Source organism: Stenotrophomonas sp. SrG, assembly GCF_050031795.1.
Classification (GTDB): Bacteria; Pseudomonadota; Gammaproteobacteria; order Xanthomonadales; family Xanthomonadaceae; genus Stenotrophomonas; species Stenotrophomonas rhizophila_A.
The window spans coordinates 99,472-117,284 of record NZ_JBNBBE010000004.1; the positions used below are offsets into that span (position 1 = coordinate 99,472).

Sequence of the window (17,813 nt, forward strand, 5' to 3'; positions counted from 1 at the left end):
TCTGTGCGAATTCCTAGCATTGGTGCCTCCATGATTGGTTTACGGAGTTCCCCAATGACTGCACCCCGCGTTCGCCTGCATGTTGAAGATTCCGGCGGCACCGGTCGCCCGGTTGTGCTGATCCACGGCTGGCCGCTGTCGGCCGAATCCTGGCGCGCTCAGGTGCCGGTACTGAAGGCCGCTGGCTACCGGGTGGTGGCCTATGACCGCCGTGGCTTCGGCCGTTCGGAAAAGCCGGCCGATGGCTATGAGTACGACACGCTGGCCGACGACCTTGCCGGGGTGCTGGAACAGCTGGACCTGCAGGACGCGACGCTGGTGGGCTTCTCGATGGGCGGCGGCGAAGTGGCGCGCTACATCGCACGCCATGGCGAGCAGCGCCTCCGCAGCGTGGTGTTTGCTGCGGCGGTGCCGCCGTACATGCTCAAGACCGCCGACAACCCGGACGGTCCGCTGACCGAAGAAAAGGCCGAGCAGATGCGGATGGGGCTGGAGAACCACCGTGACGAGTTCTTCGACGGGTTCACCAAGGACTTCTTCAGCGCCAAGGGCGAATTGAAGGTGACTGAAAAGCAGCGCCAGGAAGCGATCGAACTGTGCAAGCAGTCTGACCAGACGGCCGCGCTGGGCTGCATGAAGGCGTTTGGCACCACCGATTTCCGCGAGGACCTGAAGAAGGTTACGGTGCCTACGCTGGTGCTGCATGGTGACAGCGACGGCACCGTGCCGTATGAAGGCTCGGGCCGCCGTACGCATGAGGCGATTCGCGGCAGCGAGGTGGTGCTGCTGAAGGATGCTCCGCATGGGTGTAATGCCAGCCATGCCGAGCAGTTCAACGCAGCGTTGGTTGCGTTCCTGGCGCGGTGAGGTAGGCCGGGCAAAGGGGTGATTGAATGCGGAAGACCGTTACAGCGCCTTGGGAGAAGCCCAATCCCAAGGGGAAGAAGGGGCAGCCGCTGTCGCCGTCGCAGAAGGCGGCGGCGCGGCAGCGAGCTGAGGAGAACGGGCGGGCGTACCCGAATCTGGTCGACAACATGTGGGCCAAGAAGCTCCCACGCGGCGACTAAAACACGCCACCCGAAGACTGAAATGCGGCCTCTGGGGACTGAACCACGTCATGCGGGGACGAAACCGCGTAGTGACACGCCATGCGTGCCAGCTTTCCGTTCCGGCACCGCGAAGCCAGGCAGGGCCTGGCTCTACGACCGTGGTCTTTCCTCAGGCGCGTAGCGCGTCTTTAGCGGCGCTCAATGCCTGGTCAGCCCGAAGGAAAACAGCGGTAGTGGCTTCGCCAGTGCTGGTGGACGCGGCGCCCAGCAGCAGCGGGCTGCCCAGGCTCTGGCTCGTTTCACGAGCCACCCGCTGCAGTTTTTCCACGGTGTCGTCCACATGGTCGCTGCCGAGCACGGCGATGAACTCACCGCTGCCGGTCACGCGGTTGATGCTGTCCCCACGGTCTGGCTGCAGGCAGTGTTCCAGCGCCTGGTCCAACTGCTGCAGCTGGCGGTCCAGGGTGCGCTCGCCGAGGCGCTGGGCCAGCTCGGACAGGTCCTGCAGCTCCAGGATCACCACGGTGTAGGCGCCGGCAGCGTCCGGGGCAACGGCGGTTTCTTCGGCCACGCCCTGGTCCAGGATGGCGGCCACCTGCTGCTCGCGTTCGCGGCCGCGGCTTTCCATCAGGGTCATGGTCAGTCGGGCCAATGCCTGCAGGGCTTCGCGCTGGGTCGTGTTGAGCTCGCGTGGGTTGACGTCCACCACGCACACGCTGCCCACGGCGGCGCCATCTTCGGTGACCAGCGGCATGCCTGCGTAAAAGCGGGCGCCCAGGTCCTTCAGGACGGGGTTGTCGGCGAAGCGCGCGTCCTGGTTGAGGTCGCCTACTTCCATCAACTGGGTCGGCTGGCGGATGGCGTGGTCGCACACGGCCACGTTGCGTTCGGTCTGCACGCCTTCCAAGCCGGTGCGGGCCTTGAACCACTGGCGGTCACGGTCGATCAGGGTGACCAGTGCCATCGGGGTACCGCAGACGGCGGCAGCGACTTTGACGATATCGTCGTACGCCGGTTCGGGCAGGCTGCCCACGATGTGCAGCGCATCCAGGGCGCGCTGGCGTTCGGTTTCATCGAAGGCGACAGGAGTGCTCGGGGTCATGCAGGTACCTGGGACGTGGAACGAAACCGTAGCGTAGGTCAGCGGACCCGCGCCGGGGTTAAGCGCGGGTAGAGGCGTGGCCGCCGGTTCACCTGCGCGTCGGCCGGGATCAGCGCTTGACCGCCAGCACCCCGTCGAGCGCCAGTTCAGCCTTGAAGCCGGCCTTTTCCAGGCGTTTGGCGACCTCACGCGGCACATCGCGGCCGCTGGTCAGCTTGTTGGGCGCGCCGGTGTAATGGAACATGCGCCCGCCCTTACGGATCACCCGCGCCAGCTGGTCGTAGAACACCTGCGAGTACAGCTCGCCGGCGATGCCGAAGCGCGGTGGGTCATGCAGGATGGCGTCCACCGAGCTGCTTTCCAGCGCTTCAATCGCCTGCGATACATCGCCCTGGGTGAGCGAGAGCCGGCCACCGCTGCTGGGCGCATCCGGGTCGGGCGACCACGGGTTGAGCGTGCGCAGCCACAGCACATCGGGGTTCTTCTCGAACGACTGGATGCGGGTGACCCCGGCTTCCAGGCAGCAGGCAGCGAAGTAACCCAGCCCGCCACAGGTATCGAGCACGGTCTTGCCTGCCGGGGCCACCAGCGCCACCTTGCGGCGCGCATCCTCGTAGGGCGAAACCTGCGCGCTGGGCAGCATCTTGATGCCGTCGATCTCGAAGGTGGGCGCGTCCCACTCGGTGGGCACCAGCTTGATCAGCGCCGAGCCGAACCGGGATACCGCCAGGAATTCCTCGCCATCCCAGTAGTACAGGGTGCGGTCCTTGGTCTTGCCCGGGTAGGCGTAGGTTTCACCCTTCCACTGCCAGCTCTCGGCCCCCAGCGTGGCGGTACCGCTGGAGCGTGCCAGATCGAGCGAGCCGGTCCACTCGGTCGCACCGGCGTCGCGGGCGCGGACCAGGGCTTCGGCGAGGGGGCGGGTGAGCAGGGGGCCGGTGTAGTGCGTCACGGGATCAGGGCGGACCGTGCTGCAGCGCAGCCGGCCGACAGGCAGGAAGGGGTGGGCATCGTAACCGAGATGGCCGCCGGGCTGGTTCACGCAGGTCTAGAATGCCGCCATGACTCCTTCGATCCTTACCACGTTGCGCCTGTTTGCCGGCATTCCCGTGTTGCTGCTGGTGGCGTGCACGGTACCGGGCAGCGGGCCGCCGCCGGCTGCAATAGACAACGTGCGCTCGGTGGAGATCCAGTACCAGTACAGCGGCTGGAGCCACGCGGATGAAGTCCATAGACTGCAGCGCAGCGGTGGCCAACGTGCGTTTACCCGTACCTCGAAGGTGGAAACGGCCGAGGGCGTTGAAACCACGCAGGCCACGGTGCCGGCGCAGCGGGTGGGCGAGCTGGTGTGGGCGCTGTCGGCACCACCCTGGCCGCGCGAGCGGGGTATGCAGGTGATGGCGCGGCGGGTGCGCCCGCTCGGGATGCTGGAAAGCGCAGCGCCCAGCGCGAGCCGCAACGTACCTGCGTGTACCGCCGAAAACATCCGCAATCGGATGTTCGACCTCATGAAGGGGAGCGCGTTGCGAGCGCAGCTGGATACGTACTACACGCAGATGGAATGGACCGACGACTACCCCATGATGCGCGTGGTCATCCGTTTCCGCGACGCGCCCGATCAGGTCATTTCGTCGCGATCGCAGAAGCTGCAGATGCTGCCGTGGACCTTGGGTGACCTGCCGGAAGTGGATGTACCCTCCACGCCGCGCAGTTGGTCGGTGCCGGTCAGCGATGCCCTGCGGCGTCTGCTGCCGCCTGCTTCGCTGGCGGCGAAGCGCTTGGGCGAAGAGAACGCCCTGATGCTGGGCGAGCAGATCAGGCACGCAGCTCAACAGGCATGTGAAAGCGAACTGGGACCGCCACGCGCCGCATCCTGACCGCGGGCCGGGCGGCGCACTGACGCCTGCGTGCGGCCTGCCCCGATCGTTCGCGCTCGCGCAGATTTGCACACTGCGCCCATGGCTACTGAAAACCCCTCCTGGCAACCCGGCAGCGCGTACTTCTTCAGCGCGCATCTTCGTGATCGCTATAGCCGCCTGCTGGTGGAGCACGCGCAGTTACTGCGACTGGCATTCCGGATAGCGCAGCAGGCGCGGCCGTTCCGGATCAATGCCATCGTGGTGCTGCCCGATCATCTGCACGGCGTGTGGACGCTGCCGGATGGGGACGAAGAGGGCCACCGGCGATGGCTGCTGATCCAGGCCGTGTTCGACCGCCAGCTGCCGGGTCATCCACCGCGTGCGATGGTGCGCCGTGACCGCACAGTGCGGCCGCTATGGCACACCGACTTCCGTGAGCGACGGTTGGTCGATGCCGATGACGTGCAGCGCCACATCGCCTACGTGCACAGCTATCCCGTGCAGCACGGGTTCGTGCGGGAGGCCTGCGAGTGGCCCTACAGTTCCATCCACCGCCGTTGTGCCAGGGAGGGCGGGCCATGCTGAAGTACGGGCGGACCGTGCCGCGCGGCGTGCGCTGGATGGTGGGCGGGCGACTCGGATGGCTGGCGCGTCCCGTGCGTAGGGACTCGCGCTGCCGTACGCCACTACCGGGGGTGGCCGTGCAACGGGGGCGTACGTGGCGTTGGGCGGGTCGGCCGTACAGGGGAGCGGGAGCACGGCGGCACATGCGCCGCTACGTGCGGAAGTCACACCGGGGTTTGGTGCGGTGGGGATCCGCGCCGACGAGGAAACCCCGGCGGCAACTGCATATCCGCGGTTCGCCGCAGGGCGGCGCCTTGGGTGAGGCGCTCAAGGGCAGGTCACCTGGAACACCGGGCCGGCACCGATCAGCACCAGCGCCATGTAGTCGCTGTCCTTGTCCTTGCCCTTGAGGGTGGCGCCGGGATTGAAGTGAAAGATGCCGAAGCCGCCCGTGGGGCGCACCAGCGCCTTGTCGATCTGGTCGGCATCATCGTTGAAGAAGCGGGCGATATCGGCGCGCGAGGAGAGCTGCAGCGGCGTGGCGTCACGCTGCCATTGCTCGTCGCGGTTGAAGGAGACGAAGTACTGTCCCTGCTGCTGTTCGATGCGGAACTCCGCCGGCTTGCGGGGGTGGGTGGCAAAGCAGCCCAGCAGCGGGTCGGAAGAGAACATCCCGGCGGCATTGTCGCGGTCGCCGCAGGCTGAGAGCAGCAGCAGGCCGGGCAGCAGAAGCATGAACGGTAATGTGCGCATGGCGGATCCCCCCAGGGACAGGTTTGCGGGCATCGTGAGCCTTTACCTGCGCAGGCGGTGTGTACGCGTTGCGTTGGGTGTACGGTGGGAGAGACCTACGGAGCACGTACATGCCGCAACCGACTTCCCAGCCGCTGCACACCCGTGTCGATTCCCGCGCCGCTGGCCAGCGCTGGCCGCTGCTCGGCACCGCCAGTTGGCTGGTGGCCCCGGTGATCCTGGCGGCGGCCTATGCAGTGGCACAGGCATCACCTGAAATGGGGCGCCTGCTGGTCGGAAGTGCCGGAGTATCGGTGGGCGTACTGGCGTCGTCGGTACTGGGCCTGCTGCTGACCATCGGCTCGCGCGTACGCCGCGAGCGCTGGCCATGGGTGGGCATTGTGGGCGCGATCATCAGCGCCTTGCCGCTGCTGCTGTTCCTGGCGGGAATGTTGCTCCGCCTGTAACACCAAGCATGCGGCGTAGAGCCATGCGGGTTCAATGACGGTGGCGGCGCCAGGCGTTCCAGATGTGGGTGCTGGCGAGGAGCAGGCTGCCGGTTACCGTCATCGGCGTCTCCGCTTCGTGGCTCGGCCACCCGGCTGCGCCCGCCAGAAGCAAAAGCAGACCGGCGGTTGCACTGACGATCGCCGCGGCCGGCAGCGGTTGCTTGCGGTGGGCGCGCCATAGCGCGAAACCGGTGGTCGGGGCGGCGATGGCCACGAACACGATGTGCACCCACTCTGCTTCGGCCCACACCCCCATCAGCGGCAGGGCGGCGGCGAGCAGCGGCAGGGCCAGGCAGTGCAGCAGGCACAGGCTGGAAAGGGCGATGGCGCCGGCGTCGAGCAGGGCGTTGGTGGTCTTCATGGGGGAAGGGTCTGGAACGAATGGTGTTATATAGTAACATTTCAATCCAACTTTAAGCTTTCGCCACCATGACTGCCTCTGCCATCCCTTTCGACTCCCGCCTGCGGGTCACCTGGGCGCGTGCTTGAGGTACGCGACTACAGCAGCTTTAACTGCCACCCCTCCTCGCCGGCATCCAGATGATGGGTCAGCTGCACCGCATCCAGCAGTGCCTGGTCGTGCGAGACGATCACCACGCTGCCGCAGTACTGGTTGAGCATCTGCTCCAGCGCGGCCAGCGAGGCCAGGTCCAGATGGTTACCCGGCTCGTCGAGCAGCAGCAGTTGCGGCGGGACGTCCGCATACAGCACGGCGGCCAGCGCGGCCTTGACCCGTTCGCCACCGCTCAGGCTGGCCAACGGACGCAGGCTGCGCTCGGCATCCAGGCCGAGCAGGGCCAGCCGGGTGCGCAAGGTGCCCTCGCTGGCCTTCGGGTTCGCGCGCTGCAACAGCTGCAGCGCGGAATCCTGCGCGGGGAGCGCGGACAACGTCTGGTCAAGCAGGGCGATGTCAGCCCCGCGCCTGACCTCGCCACTGAGCGGCGCCACCTCACCGGCCAGCACCCGCAGCAGGGTGGATTTGCCACTGCCGTTGCGGCCACGCACGCCGATGCGGTCGCCGCGCTGGAGGTGCAGGGTGATGTGCTGCCAAGGCGCCTCCACCCATGGCAGGTGCACGTTGGCAAGCGTGGCGACCTGTTGCGGACCGGGCGCAGCCAGGCTGGGCCCGAGCATTGCAATCTGGGCGGCCTCATCAACCCCCGCTGCCGCCTCCCGTACCCGGTTGTCGGCCGCTGCGCGCCGTTCAAGCTGCTGCGCCTGCAGCCGGCCGGCGCTGTTCTCGGCGCGGTTCTTCATGCCGCCCAGCAGGATGGGTGCCTGGTTGGCGGTGCGGGCATCGCGCTGGGCGCGTGACTGGCGGTGTTCCTGCCGCTCACGCTGTTCGCGCAGTGCGGCCTGCTCCTGTCGGCGCTCGCGCTTGCGCAGGGCAAGCTCGGCTTCGGCGCTGGTCTGTTCGGCCTGCTTCTGCGCGGCATACAGGTCGTAGTTGCCGCCGTAGCTGCGCAACCCGCTGGGCGTGAGTTCGACAACGCGCCGCATCTCCCGCAGCAACGCGCGGTCGTGGCTGATGACGATCAGGCTGCCACGCCACTGCGCCAGCGCATCGATCAGCCGGGTGCGATGTGCGCTGTCGAGGTGGTTGCTGGGCTCGTCCAGCACCAGGGCATCCGCGTCTGAGAGCAGTGCACCGGCCAACGCGACCTGCATGGCCTGGCCGCCGCTGAGCGTGGCGGCCGGTTGCGCGGGATCCAGTTCGGGCAGGCCAAGCCGCTGCCATTGCGCCTGCAACTGCTCGCGCAGGGTCCAGCGTTCGCCCACCACGGCGAAGTCGTGCGGGTCCACGCTGCCGGCTTCGATCCTGTCCAGTGCATCCAACTGCGGGGCGACGCCCGCCAGGTCGGCGATGCGGCCGGGCAGCACGCCACTGTGCTGGGCAAGCAGGTGAACGTGGCCTTGCCGTTGGATGTGCCCACTGCTGGGCAGCAGCTGCCCAGCCAGCAGGCGGCCGAGCACGCTCTTGCCCACGCCGTTGCGACCCACCAGGCCGATGGGGGTGGTATCGAAGGAAGCAGAAAGCTCAGGGAACAGCACCCGGCCATCGGGCAGGGTGAATGTCACGCGGTCGAGCGTGAGGGTGAATGCGGTCATGCGACCTCCAGCAATGCCAAGGACTCCCCCTGCGAACAGGGCGGGAAGGAGACTGGCCGTCCAACGACGGCGGCATTACTGGCGCATGCAGGCACACCTCATGACGGGGGCGGCTGGATGCCGCGTGCCCATTATAGGGCTGCATTCCAACCGGCCGATGAACCTGCTATTCGGTGATCGAGTTGGGGTTCTGCATGTCTTCCGGCGCCTTCCCATACTGCATGCGCCGCTGCTCATGGAAGGCCACGAACTCCGGGGCTGGCAGCGGCCGCGAGAACAGCCAACCCTGGCCGAACTCCACTTGGCGCGACTGCAGGTAGGCGAGCTGGGCCGAGGTTTCGATGCCCTCGGCCACGGTGAACAGGCCCAGCGTCTTGGCCATGTCGATGATGTGCGAGGTGACCGGGCTGGTCACGCTGTGGGTGCCGATGGAATCAATGAACGACTTGTCGATCTTCAACGCATCCAGCGGCAGCTGCTGCAGGTACTGCAGGCTGGAATAGCCAACGCCGAAATCATCGATGGCCACGCAGTGCCCGGCACGCCGCGCGGCGGCAAGCGACGTACGCGCGCCCTGGATATCGAGGAAGCCACGTTCGGTGGCTTCCAGCCAGATCTGCTGCGGGTGGATGCCGCTGCCGACCAGCTTGCCGGACAGCACCTTCAATGCCCGCCCGCTGCTGACATCGCCGGCGGACAGGTTGATGGCGATATGCGCGCTGCGATCATGGATGAGCAGCTCACGCATGTCGCTGATCACCAGGTCCATCACGTGGTCGGTGAGCGCTTCGATCAGGCCGGTTTCTTCGGCGACCGGAATGAACAGATCCGGCCGCACCTGGGTGCCGTCGGCGCGCGACCAGCGCACCAGCGCTTCGGCGCCCACGCAGATGCCGGTGTCCAGTTCGATGATGGGCTGGTAGTCCATGCGGAACTCACGGCGGCGCACCGCGCTGGCCAGTTCGTTGCGCAGCGACAGGCGGCGGCGCGAGAGCCAGACGCCGGCGACGCTGGCCAGCACCGCGCCGACCAGGCCCAGCGGCACCAGCTGCCACAGCTGCTGCTGGAAGGCGGCCAGCAGCCCGACCCGTGGGGCGATGGCAATGGCCAGCCATTCCTGGTCCTGCGCGCTGGCAAACAGCGTGCGTGGGGTATGCCCGTTATGCGGTTCGCGCAGCAGCCGCTGCAGCAGTTCCGGGTCGGCCATGGGCTGCTGGGCGATCAGGCGGCCATCGGGGGTGGCCACCGCCAGCCGCACGTTGGGTTCGGCGATGACATCCACGAACCGGGAGGGGTCCATCAGGATGTCGTGGCGGCCGAGCTGCAGGGAGAGCAGCGAGGCGGCACCATCGCCGGCCACCGGCCGCACGCCAAGGGTGATGGAGGCGCCGTCGGCGGTGATGTGGTCTGGGGTGGGTTCGGGCACCAGGTCCTCGACCATGCCCCAGGAGGTGCAGCGCAGCCGGCCTTCCTCGAAATACCCCACCTGTTCGGCGGAGGTGGTGCTCAGCGTGAGGCTGCGCATCAACTTGAGGTGCTCGGGCGAGCAGCCGGGCAGTTGCGCCTGGTTGAGCTTGCGCAGCGCCAGCAGGCCGGCCTCGTAGGCGCGGTGGGCACGTTGAAGGGTGCGTTCGGCGGTGCTCTCGAGGCGGTCGGTCTCGGCGACCTGGGCGCGGCTCCAGCTGATGTAGACCAGCGCGGCCACAGGCAGGATGGCCCCCAGAAGGGCGGCAAGCGCGATGGCGGCGATGGTGCTGGCGCGCTTCAAGCGGACCTCTCTGCCCGGCGGGCGTGGATTGAGCCCTATATGACCATCTGGAACGTCGGTTTGGAACAGGGCTTCACGTAGATTCCTGTCGGTATTTCCCCAGTGTCGGCATCAGGTCGCATGGGGAAGGTGAAGCCGTCACCCCGGCAGCCATGGCTTGTGCTTGCTTCGCCCACCCCGTCGGCCAACAGCGGCATTTTCTCAGCCCCCCGCATAGGCTTCACCTGCGGTTCGCACTGCCCGCCCGATGATCGCGCCACCCCTCGATCTGGCCGCCCCCGGGCGGCCCCGGAGCCATGAAGCCCCTGCTGCCTGCCGTGCTGGCCCTGTTGCCGTTGCTGTTGCCCGGCACGGCGGCCGCGCGCACGGTGTACCGCTGCGTACAGAACAACACCGTCAGCCTGGCCACGGCGCCGGAGCCGGGTTCGAAGTGCAAGGCGCAGCAGATCGACGACAACGCGGTGCAGGCGCCCAACCTGTGGGGCAACATGGGGGTGTTCAGCGGCACCTTGTATGAGCGCGAGCAGGATGGGCAGCTGGTGTACTCCACCCGCAACCTGCCCGGTTCGCGGGTGTTCCTGAAATTCACCGTCGCCACGCCACCGGGCGAACCCGCGCACGAAGGGCTGGGCAAGGTCGGCGCGCCGCAGCTCAACCGGCATGCGAAACAGTTCAAGGCGGCGGCGCGGGCCACGGGCGTGGACGATGCCTGGCTGCGCGCGATTGCCCATGCCGAAAGTGGCTTCGATGCCGGCGCAGTGTCGCCCAAGGGCGCGCAGGGGGTGATGCAGCTGATGCCCGATACCGCCACCGAACTGGGCGTGTCCGATCCGCTTTCCGCCGAGCAGTCGATCAATGGCGGCGCGCGGTACCTGAAGGCGCTGCTGGCGCGCTACAAGGGCGACCGCACGCTGGCGGCGGCCGCCTACAACGCGGGCATCGGTGCGGTGACCCGCTACAAAGGCGTGCCGCCGTATGCCGAAACGCTGGCCTACGTGGAGAAAGTGGGCGCGCTGTACGCGCGCTACCGCGAGGCGATGGGGTTCAAGGCGGAAACCCCGGCGCGCTGACCTGCGCTCAGAAGGCGAACAGCGGGTAGGACTCGATGCGGCCGACACGACGCACCGCAGCCTGCACATCGGCACGTTGCTTGAGCTGCTTCCAACGCGCCGTAAGCAGGACTTCCTCCGGCAGCGGTGGCGCATCGCGCGTGTCCTGCAGCTCAAGCAGGGCATCGCTGCGGTCCATCGGGTCCTGCAGCTGGACGATCAGGCCGGCCGCGGCTTCGTCCATCCGATTCTCCAGCAACAGCGCCTCACGGTAGTGGCCGGGGGTTTCAACGCGGCTGGTGAACAGCTGCTCGCGCGCGCGCGACGCTGCGGCGGCATCGTCGAGCTGCAGGGCGGCCTGCAGTTCGATCACCGCCTTCGTGCTGCGGCCGTAGGTGCTCATGTTGTCCAGGCCCTGCATCGTTTCGCGTGCCATCGACGGACGGTGCAGGGCGGCATACAGGTTGGCCAGGTTGAGGCGCTGGCTGACCGTATCGCCCTCAGAGTCGGCCATGCGGATCGCCAGCAGCTGCGCGCCTACCGCGTCGTCGGCCTTGCCCAGGCGCCGGTAGGCGCGGCTGCGGGTGTCGAGCATCCACGCAATGTGGCGCGCCATCTCCGGCGGCGCCGAACGGGCGGCTGCGGCAGCCTCGGCGATGGGTGCGGTCATGCCCACCACTTCCTGCAGCTCGCCGGCCACCATGAGCGCCGAGGTCAGTTCAACGGCGGTTTCATTCACGCCCGGTGACAGCATGGTGTCCACGCGAAGCCGGTCGATATGGCGACGTGCGGCGGCCACCGGGTCGTAGCGGGGATCATCGCGGCGCAGGAAGCGGTCAAAGCGCTTGTCGGCGCGCAGACGCACCAGCGGGATCGGTGCATCGATGCGTTCCAGCGTGGCAGCGACCTTGTCGGTCTGGCCGGCCTCGACCTGGAGGATGGCCAGGATGGACCACAGTTCAACCGGTTCGATGCCGTCGATCTTCCACTCGCGGTCGAACAGACCCTGCAGCACAGCCAGGCGTTTGGCCGGCAGGTGCTTCAGGTCCGTGTCCAGCTGCCACACCATCTCGGCGGACATGTCCGGCTGCCCTTCGCCATCGGCCAGCGCGAGAATGACGTTGTCGGCGGCGTTCTCCGGCGAGCCATCGACCATCTGCGTCCACGCCAGCCGCAGCCGCGCGTAGGCGTTGCGTGGATTGATCGCCAGCGCCTGCTGCAGGCGCTGCAGGGCGATGTCGTCCTGCTTCTGTGCACCGGACACCATGGCCGCCGATGCCCATACGTCGCTGCGCTGGGCCACCTCCAGCTGCGCCATGCGCGGATCGACCAGCAGGCGATCCAGGGTAATGGCCGCGCCCAGGCTGTCACCCGCGTCGGACTGCTGCAGGGCGGCGCCTACTTCGGCCAGGAACGCGGCGTTGGCGGGCGATGCCTCAACAGTGGAAGCATCCAGGGTAGCGCCACTGGCAGCGGCGGTCGCGCCTGCGGCCGGCACCCCGCACAGCGAGAGCAGCAGGACGAGGGCAGTGCCGGTATGGCAGGTCATGCGGTGCTTCCTTCCTTGGTCTGAGCCACGATTGAAACCGGAACGCGGCATCCACACAAGTCGCTGCGGACGCACGCAGGGTTTGCAGGCACGCGGCGAGCGGCTAAGGTCGTGTCCCGAACGGGTAGCAGGCAAGGACAGCGATGACGCGCGCACGATGGGCAATGGTGGCGCTGGTAGGCGTGGCGGTGGCAGCTGCACTGACGTGGACCTTCCTGCGCGAACCGGCCGCGCCGGCCCCGCCGCCGGGCCCGGTGGCCACGGTGCTGGGCTGGACCCCGCAGGTCAGCCTGCTGGCCGGTGACGGCGTGGGCGGGCTGCGCGATGGCGCGGCGGCGCAGGCCCGGTTTGCCGACCCCTACGGCCTCGCATTGGATGCGCACGGCGTGCTGTATGTGGCCGATGCGGGCGACAACAATCGCATCCGCCGGGTGTTTGCCGATGGGCGGGTGGACACGCTGGCCGGGCAGGGCGAGGGCTGGCGCGATGGCCCGGCGCTGCAGGCGCAGTTCAATACGCCGTCAGGCATTGCACTGGATGGCGCCGGCAATGTGTTCGTCGCCGATACCGGCAACCACGTGATCCGACGGATCGGCACCGATGGTGTGGTCAGCACGATTGCCGGTGATGGCACCGCCGGTTACGCCGATGGCCCGGCCGCACAGGCGCGCTTTGATGGGCCGATGGGCGTGGCGGTGGATGCCGGTGGCCGTGTGTTCGTGGCCGATACCTGGAACGACCGCATCCGCGTGATCGAGCCCGATGGCCAGGTGCGCACGCTGGCCGGCGGTGATGCGCCGGGCAACGTGGATGGGGCAGGGGTGGGCGCGCGGCTGGATACGCCCGTTGCGTTGGCGCTGGATTCGCACGGCAATCTGCTGATCGCCGACCTGCTCAACGCCGCGATCCGCCGGCTGGCGCCGGACGGCACGCTGGATACGCTGCTGGCCCGCGGCAGCCTTCTCAACGGGCCGCTGGCGCTGGCGGTGACCCACGATGACGTGGTGTATGCGAGCGATTTCGACGGCAAGGTAGTGCAGTTGTCGGCACTGGGCCATGTGGTGGACCTCACCGGCGCGTCGGCGCAGCCACGCTTTTCGCGGCCGGGCGGGCTGGCGCTGGATGCCGATGGCGGGCTGTATGTGTCCGATGCGGCGTCATACCGGGTGCATCGCCTGCGTGCGCTGGCGGCCGGCGCCACGCCGGCGCCGTCATTGATCGGTCCGGCCGCCGATGCGGCGCTGCCGGACACCGGTGGGCGCTGGCCGCTGGCTCCGCAGCTCGGCTGGCATGAGGTGGTGGGCACGCTGGGTGAGGTGCGCGGCAACTTCAGTGGTGAGAGCCGCCACCACCTGCACGATGGCTTTGATATCCGTGGCGATGTCGGGCAGACGGTGCTGGCGATGGCCGATGCGAAGGTGAGCAGTCCCTTCCCGAGCTGGTCGGTGGGCGGGCAGGCCGAAGGGTTGTCGCTGGACCGTCTGCGCTACATCCACATGAAGGTGGGCCGCGATGCGCGTGACCGCGCGTTCGACGCGCGCTGGCCGCAGCTGCGCGACCTGGACGGCAAGCTGGAGCGGGTACGCGTTCGCCGGGGCACGCGCTTCAAGGCCGGTGAGCCGCTGGGCAGCATCAACCGCATGGCGCACGTGCACCTGAGCGTCGGCGCCGGTGGCTTCCAGCGCAATGCGGTGGCGCTGGGCTTCGTGGGCTACGCCGACAGCTTCGCGCCGCGCATTACGGACGTCGCGGTGCTGGATGACCTGGACCAGCCGATCAAGGCCGGGGCGAACGGGCGCGTGCCGATTTCGCGCGTTGGGCCGGGCGTGCAGATCGTGGTGGAGGCGTGGGACCAGGTGGACAACAACCTGCCGCGGCGTCGGTTGGGGGCATATCAGGTGGGGTACCAGATCCTGGACGCGGCTGGCACGCCGCTGGCGGGGTACGAGCAGCCGCGCTTCAACATCGTGTTCAACCGGATGCCGCGCGAGGACAGTGCCACGGTGGTGGCGTATGCGCCGGACAGCGGGATTACCGTGCACGGCAGTGCGGTGACGCGGTTCCGCTACCTGGTGACCAATACGGTGCGCGATGGCCTGGTGGAGACCGGGCGCTGGCAGCCGGAGGCATTGCCGGCGGGGGACTACATCATTCGTGGGAGCGCGCGGGATTACAGCGGGAACGAGGCGATCGGAGAGCGCGAGTTGAAGGTCACGGTGTTGCCGTGATTTCCAGGCAACCTCAGGCGCCGACCCGGCGGCGTTCTGCTTCGAAGTCGGCTACCGGGCGGACTTCGATGCTGCCGTAGCGCGACCACGGGAACCCTTGGGCGATGCGCAGGGCTTCATCGTGGTCGCTGGCGTTGATGAGGTTGAAGCCGGCGAGCAGTTCGCGGGTTTCGGCGAATGGGCCGTCGGTGATGCGCGCCTGCGCCTGGCGCGTGCGCAGGGTGCGCGCCTGGGCGACCGGCTCGAGCTGCTGCGAGGCGACCAGCGTGCCTTCGGCCTTCAGCTTGTCAGCATGCTGGATGCAGCCGCGCATCATGGCGTCGTATTCCTCGGCGGGCACGTCCTGGATCAGGGATTCGTCGATATAGATCAGCAGCAGAAATTGCATGGCCGGCGCACCGCTGGGCAGGGGATGCCCATGATGCCCCAGCCTGCGCTGCGGTCCTGTTGCAGTGCAGCGCTGCCGGCCCGTTCAGGGCCGTGACCGTCAACAGCTGCCGGCATCGGAATATTTTTTGGCAGGCATGTCGATTTCCGTTCCACTGGGGCGTCGTATCTCATGAAGGGCCCGCCAACCGGGCCGACAACGAGGAAAGCCGATGAAAGTCATGGTGATCGTGAAGGCGACCGAGGCCACCGAGGCCGGGGTGCTGCCCACCGAAGCGCAGTTCCGGGACATGGGCGCCTTCAACGAGGAGCTGGTCAAGGCCGGGATCATGCTGGCCGGCGATGGCCTGCGCCCCAGCAGCCACGGCCGCCGGGTCGCCTACACAGGCACGGCACCGCAGGTGATCGACGGCCCGTTCGCCGAAACCCGCGAGCTGGTGGCCGGGTTCTGGCTGTGGCAGGTGCGTTCGGTGGACGAAGCCACCGAATGGCTCAAGCGCGCCCCGTTCCTGCCCGGCGACGTGGTGGAGATCCGCCCGTTCTATACCGAAGAAGATTTTGGCGAGGTTTTCACCCCGGAATTACGTGCGCAGGAACAGCGTCTGCGCGAGCAGATCGGCCAGGCCGACTGACCCACCCCCGTGCTTTTCAGGAGATTCCCATGAAACTTATTCCGTTTCTTGGCTTCAATGGCCAGACCCACGAAGCCATGGCGTTCTATGCCCAGGTGCTGGGCGGCAAGGTCACCTCGGAAATGAAGTACAGCGACATGCCGCCCAGCGACAACATGGACGGCTGTGGCGACAACCCCGGCCCGTCCGATCCGAACCTGATCGCGCACAGCCAGCTGGAAGTGGGCAGCGCGATCCTGATGGCGGCCGATGGCCCGTCCTCTTCGGGCCAAGGCACCACCACGATCAACATCGAAGTGGAAACCGAGGAGGAAGCCGAGCGCGTGTTCAAGGCGCTGTCCGAGGGCGGCAAGGTGACGTTCCCGATCGGCGAAACGTTCTGGGCCAAGCGCTGGGGCATGCTGGAAGACCGCTACGGCAAGCCGTGGATGGTCAACTGCATGAAACCCTACTGATCACGGGAAACCCATCATGACCGACACGCCCCAGATGATCTTCGTGAACCTGCCCGTCCGCGACCTGGACAGGAGCAAGGCGTTCTTCAGCGCGCTGGGTTTCACGCCCAACCTGACCTACACCGATGACAAGGCGGCCTCGTTCAACATCAGCGACACCATCATGCTGATGCTGCTGCTGGAGCCGTTCTTCGCCACCTTCATCAACCGGCCCATCGCCGATGCGCGCAAGCAGGCGCAGGTGATTCTTGCGTTGTCTTCGCCCAGCCGCCCGGCGGTGGATGAAACCCTGGAGAAGGTGCTCAAGGCCGGTGGTAGCGAACCGACGCCGCCGCGCGATTACGGCTTCATGTACCAGCGCAGCTTCGAGGACCTGGATGGCCACCTGTGGGAAGTGGCGCACATGGATGGCGAACCCGGCTGATGCCAAGTGCCGCGCCGCACCTTGTGCGGCGCGGTGACGGATGCTCTCATTCGCCGCATGGAAGCTGCGCTGACACAACGACTGGATACCCTCTGGCGCATGGAGTCGCCGGCGCTGATCGCACGCCTGGCGCGGATGCTGGGCGGCGATATCGGGCGTGCCGAAGAACTGGCCCAGGACACCTGGCTGGCCGCGCTGGAGCGCTGGCCCACCCAGGGCGTTCCGGATAATCCGGGAGCGTGGCTGATGACTACTGCACGCAATCGCGCCATCGACGTGCTGCGCCAGCACCAGCGCGTGGCCGGCCAGCATGCGCAATGGGGCAGCGAGCTGGAGCCGCAGCCCTTGCCGCTGCCCGACGACAGCGACGCCCTGCAGGACGACATCGGGGATGACCTGCTGCGGCTGATGTTCGTGGCCTGCCACCCGGTGCTGTCGGCCGATGCACGGGTGGCGCTGACCCTGCGTCTGCTGGGCGGCCTGACCACCGATGAGATCGCGCGCGCGTTCCTGCAGCCGGAGCCGACCATTGCCCAGCGCATCGTGCGCGCCAAGCGCACGCTGGCCGACAAGCAGGTGCCGTTCGAAGTGCCGCGCCAGGCGGCATTGCCGGAGCGGCTGGGCTCGGTGCTGGCGGTGGTGTACCTGATTTTCAACGAAGGCTATGCGGCCAGCAGCGGCGATGACTGGATGCGCCCGGCGCTGTGCGAGGAGGCGCTGCGGCTGGGGCGGGTGCTGCAGCAGCGCCTGCCGACCTGGCCGCAGGTGCACGGCCTGCTGGCGCTGATGGAACTGCAGGCCTCACGCGCGGCCGCGCGCGTGGATGTGCACGGCAACCCGATCCTGCTGCCCGACCAGGACCGCAGCCGCTGGGACCACCTGCAGGTGGCGCGCGGGCAGGCGGCGCTGCAGCAGGCCGTGGCGCTGGGTGGGGCCGATGATGGCTACGTGCTGCAGGCGGCCATCGCCGACTGCCACGCGCGCGCGCACCACGCCGATGCGACCGACTGGGCGCGCATGGCCGCGCTGTATGCGCGGTTGGCGGAAGTGCAGCCCTCACCGGTGGTGGAACTCAACCGCGCGGTGGCGGTATCGCGCGCGGAAGGGGCGGCAGCGGCATGGCCGCTGGTGGAGCGGTTGGCCGGCGATCCACGGTTGCGGGACTACGCGCCGATGGCGGCGGTGCAGGGTGACCTTTTGTCGCAGATGGGCCGGCACGCAGAGGCGGCCGATGCCTTTGCGCGGGCGGCGCGGCTTACTCCCAACGCGCGCGAACGCGCGCTGCTGCAGGCGCGGGCGGCGCAGCTGCAGCCGGACTGACACAATTCTCCTCTTGCCCGAAACCTGAACAGGCACTATGGTGGCGCCTCACAAAAGTGACCGGGCGCCTTGCCGGG

18 protein-coding genes are annotated in these 17,813 nt (G+C 67.8%); 10 read left to right on the forward strand and 8 right to left on the reverse strand.

Annotation, left to right across the window (positions count from 1 at the left end):
- The first annotated feature begins 54 nt into the window (after positions 1–54).
- A complete protein-coding gene (locus ACQG3P_RS05300) occupies positions 55–867 on the forward strand; it encodes an alpha/beta fold hydrolase (protein WP_419403542.1) in 813 nt (270 codons plus the stop codon).
- 351 nt (positions 868–1,218) lie between these two features.
- Here ACQG3P_RS05300 and ACQG3P_RS05305 read toward each other — a convergent pair whose 3' ends face one another.
- Together ACQG3P_RS05305 and ACQG3P_RS05310 are read right to left on the reverse strand one after the other, a co-directional pair.
- The gene (locus ACQG3P_RS05305) at positions 1,219–2,151 is read right to left on the reverse strand and encodes a GAF domain-containing protein (protein WP_426804412.1); all 933 of its coding nucleotides are present in this window, start codon (positions 2,149–2,151) and stop codon (positions 1,219–1,221) included.
- A gap of 109 nt (positions 2,152–2,260) precedes the next feature.
- Entirely contained in the window at positions 2,261–3,103 is an 843-nt protein-coding gene (locus ACQG3P_RS05310) for a class I SAM-dependent methyltransferase (RefSeq protein ID WP_426804413.1), read from the reverse strand.
- A gap of 109 nt (positions 3,104–3,212) precedes the next feature.
- Between ACQG3P_RS05310 and ACQG3P_RS05315 the strand changes: the two genes are divergently transcribed.
- Positions 3,213–4,028, forward strand: coding sequence for a hypothetical protein (locus tag ACQG3P_RS05315; protein ID WP_426804414.1), 816 nt, complete (start codon positions 3,213–3,215; stop codon positions 4,026–4,028).
- Positions 4,029–4,109: 81 nt separating this feature from the next.
- Positions 4,110–4,595 carry an REP-associated tyrosine transposase gene (locus ACQG3P_RS05320; protein WP_426804415.1) on the forward strand — a complete coding sequence of 162 codons (486 nt, stop codon included), beginning with the start codon at positions 4,110–4,112 and terminating at the stop codon, positions 4,593–4,595.
- A gap of 306 nt (positions 4,596–4,901) precedes the next feature.
- Here the strand turns inward: ACQG3P_RS05320 and ACQG3P_RS05325 are convergent, their stop codons facing one another.
- Positions 4,902–5,327, reverse strand: coding sequence for a hypothetical protein (locus ACQG3P_RS05325; RefSeq protein WP_093533034.1), 426 nt, complete (start codon positions 5,325–5,327; stop codon positions 4,902–4,904).
- 110 nt (positions 5,328–5,437) lie between these two features.
- On the opposite strand from ACQG3P_RS05325, the gene ACQG3P_RS05330 reads away from it, so the two are divergent.
- A complete protein-coding gene (locus ACQG3P_RS05330; protein WP_426804416.1) occupies positions 5,438–5,773 on the forward strand; it encodes a hypothetical protein in 336 nt (111 codons plus the stop codon).
- A gap of 31 nt (positions 5,774–5,804) precedes the next feature.
- Here the strand turns inward: ACQG3P_RS05330 and ACQG3P_RS05335 are convergent, their stop codons facing one another.
- The 3 genes from ACQG3P_RS05335 to ACQG3P_RS05345 all read right to left on the reverse strand — a co-directional run bounded on the left by ACQG3P_RS05335 (position 5,805) and on the right by ACQG3P_RS05345 (position 9,692).
- Positions 5,805–6,176 carry a MerC family mercury resistance protein gene (locus tag ACQG3P_RS05335; RefSeq protein ID WP_210132108.1) on the reverse strand — a complete coding sequence of 124 codons (372 nt, stop codon included), beginning with the start codon at positions 6,174–6,176 and terminating at the stop codon, positions 5,805–5,807.
- Positions 6,177–6,313: 137 nt separating this feature from the next.
- Positions 6,314–7,924 carry an ABC-F family ATP-binding cassette domain-containing protein gene (locus ACQG3P_RS05340; RefSeq protein WP_426804417.1) on the reverse strand — a complete coding sequence of 537 codons (1,611 nt, stop codon included), beginning with the start codon at positions 7,922–7,924 and terminating at the stop codon, positions 6,314–6,316.
- A gap of 166 nt (positions 7,925–8,090) precedes the next feature.
- Positions 8,091–9,692, reverse strand: a complete 1,602-nt coding sequence (locus ACQG3P_RS05345) for an EAL domain-containing protein (RefSeq protein WP_426804418.1) — start codon at positions 9,690–9,692, stop codon at positions 8,091–8,093.
- Positions 9,693–9,988: 296 nt separating this feature from the next.
- Between ACQG3P_RS05345 and ACQG3P_RS05350 the strand changes: the two genes are divergently transcribed.
- A complete protein-coding gene (locus tag ACQG3P_RS05350) occupies positions 9,989–10,762 on the forward strand; it encodes a lytic transglycosylase domain-containing protein (protein WP_426804419.1) in 774 nt (257 codons plus the stop codon).
- Between the two features lie 7 nt (positions 10,763–10,769).
- On the opposite strand, the gene ACQG3P_RS05355 is transcribed toward ACQG3P_RS05350, so the two are convergent.
- Positions 10,770–12,290, reverse strand: coding sequence for a hypothetical protein (locus ACQG3P_RS05355; protein WP_426804420.1), 1,521 nt, complete (start codon positions 12,288–12,290; stop codon positions 10,770–10,772).
- A gap of 143 nt (positions 12,291–12,433) precedes the next feature.
- On the opposite strand from ACQG3P_RS05355, the gene ACQG3P_RS05360 reads away from it, so the two are divergent.
- On the forward strand, positions 12,434–14,518 hold the full coding sequence (locus ACQG3P_RS05360; RefSeq protein ID WP_426804421.1) for an NHL repeat-containing protein: 2,085 nt from the start codon (positions 12,434–12,436) through the stop codon (positions 14,516–14,518).
- Between the two features lie 13 nt (positions 14,519–14,531).
- On the opposite strand, the gene ACQG3P_RS05365 is transcribed toward ACQG3P_RS05360, so the two are convergent.
- Complete coding sequence (locus ACQG3P_RS05365) at positions 14,532–14,906, reverse strand: YciI family protein (protein WP_426804422.1); 375 nt, start codon at positions 14,904–14,906, stop codon at positions 14,532–14,534.
- A 211-nt stretch (positions 14,907–15,117) separates the two neighbouring features.
- Here ACQG3P_RS05365 and ACQG3P_RS05370 point away from each other — a divergent pair, with 211 nt between their 5' ends.
- Genes ACQG3P_RS05370 through ACQG3P_RS05385 form a run of 4 tightly spaced genes read left to right on the forward strand, consistent with a single transcriptional unit; the run spans position 15,118 to position 17,736 of the window.
- Positions 15,118–15,537, forward strand: a complete 420-nt coding sequence (locus ACQG3P_RS05370) for a YciI family protein (RefSeq protein WP_095364561.1) — start codon at positions 15,118–15,120, stop codon at positions 15,535–15,537.
- Positions 15,538–15,566: 29 nt separating this feature from the next.
- Entirely contained in the window at positions 15,567–15,992 is a 426-nt protein-coding gene (locus ACQG3P_RS05375; RefSeq protein WP_426804423.1) for a VOC family protein, read from the forward strand.
- 16 nt (positions 15,993–16,008) lie between these two features.
- On the forward strand, positions 16,009–16,416 hold the full coding sequence (locus ACQG3P_RS05380) for a VOC family protein (protein WP_426804424.1): 408 nt from the start codon (positions 16,009–16,011) through the stop codon (positions 16,414–16,416).
- 57 nt (positions 16,417–16,473) lie between these two features.
- A complete protein-coding gene (locus ACQG3P_RS05385) occupies positions 16,474–17,736 on the forward strand; it encodes an RNA polymerase sigma factor (RefSeq protein ID WP_426804425.1) in 1,263 nt (420 codons plus the stop codon).
- Positions 17,737–17,813 lie beyond the last annotated feature (77 nt).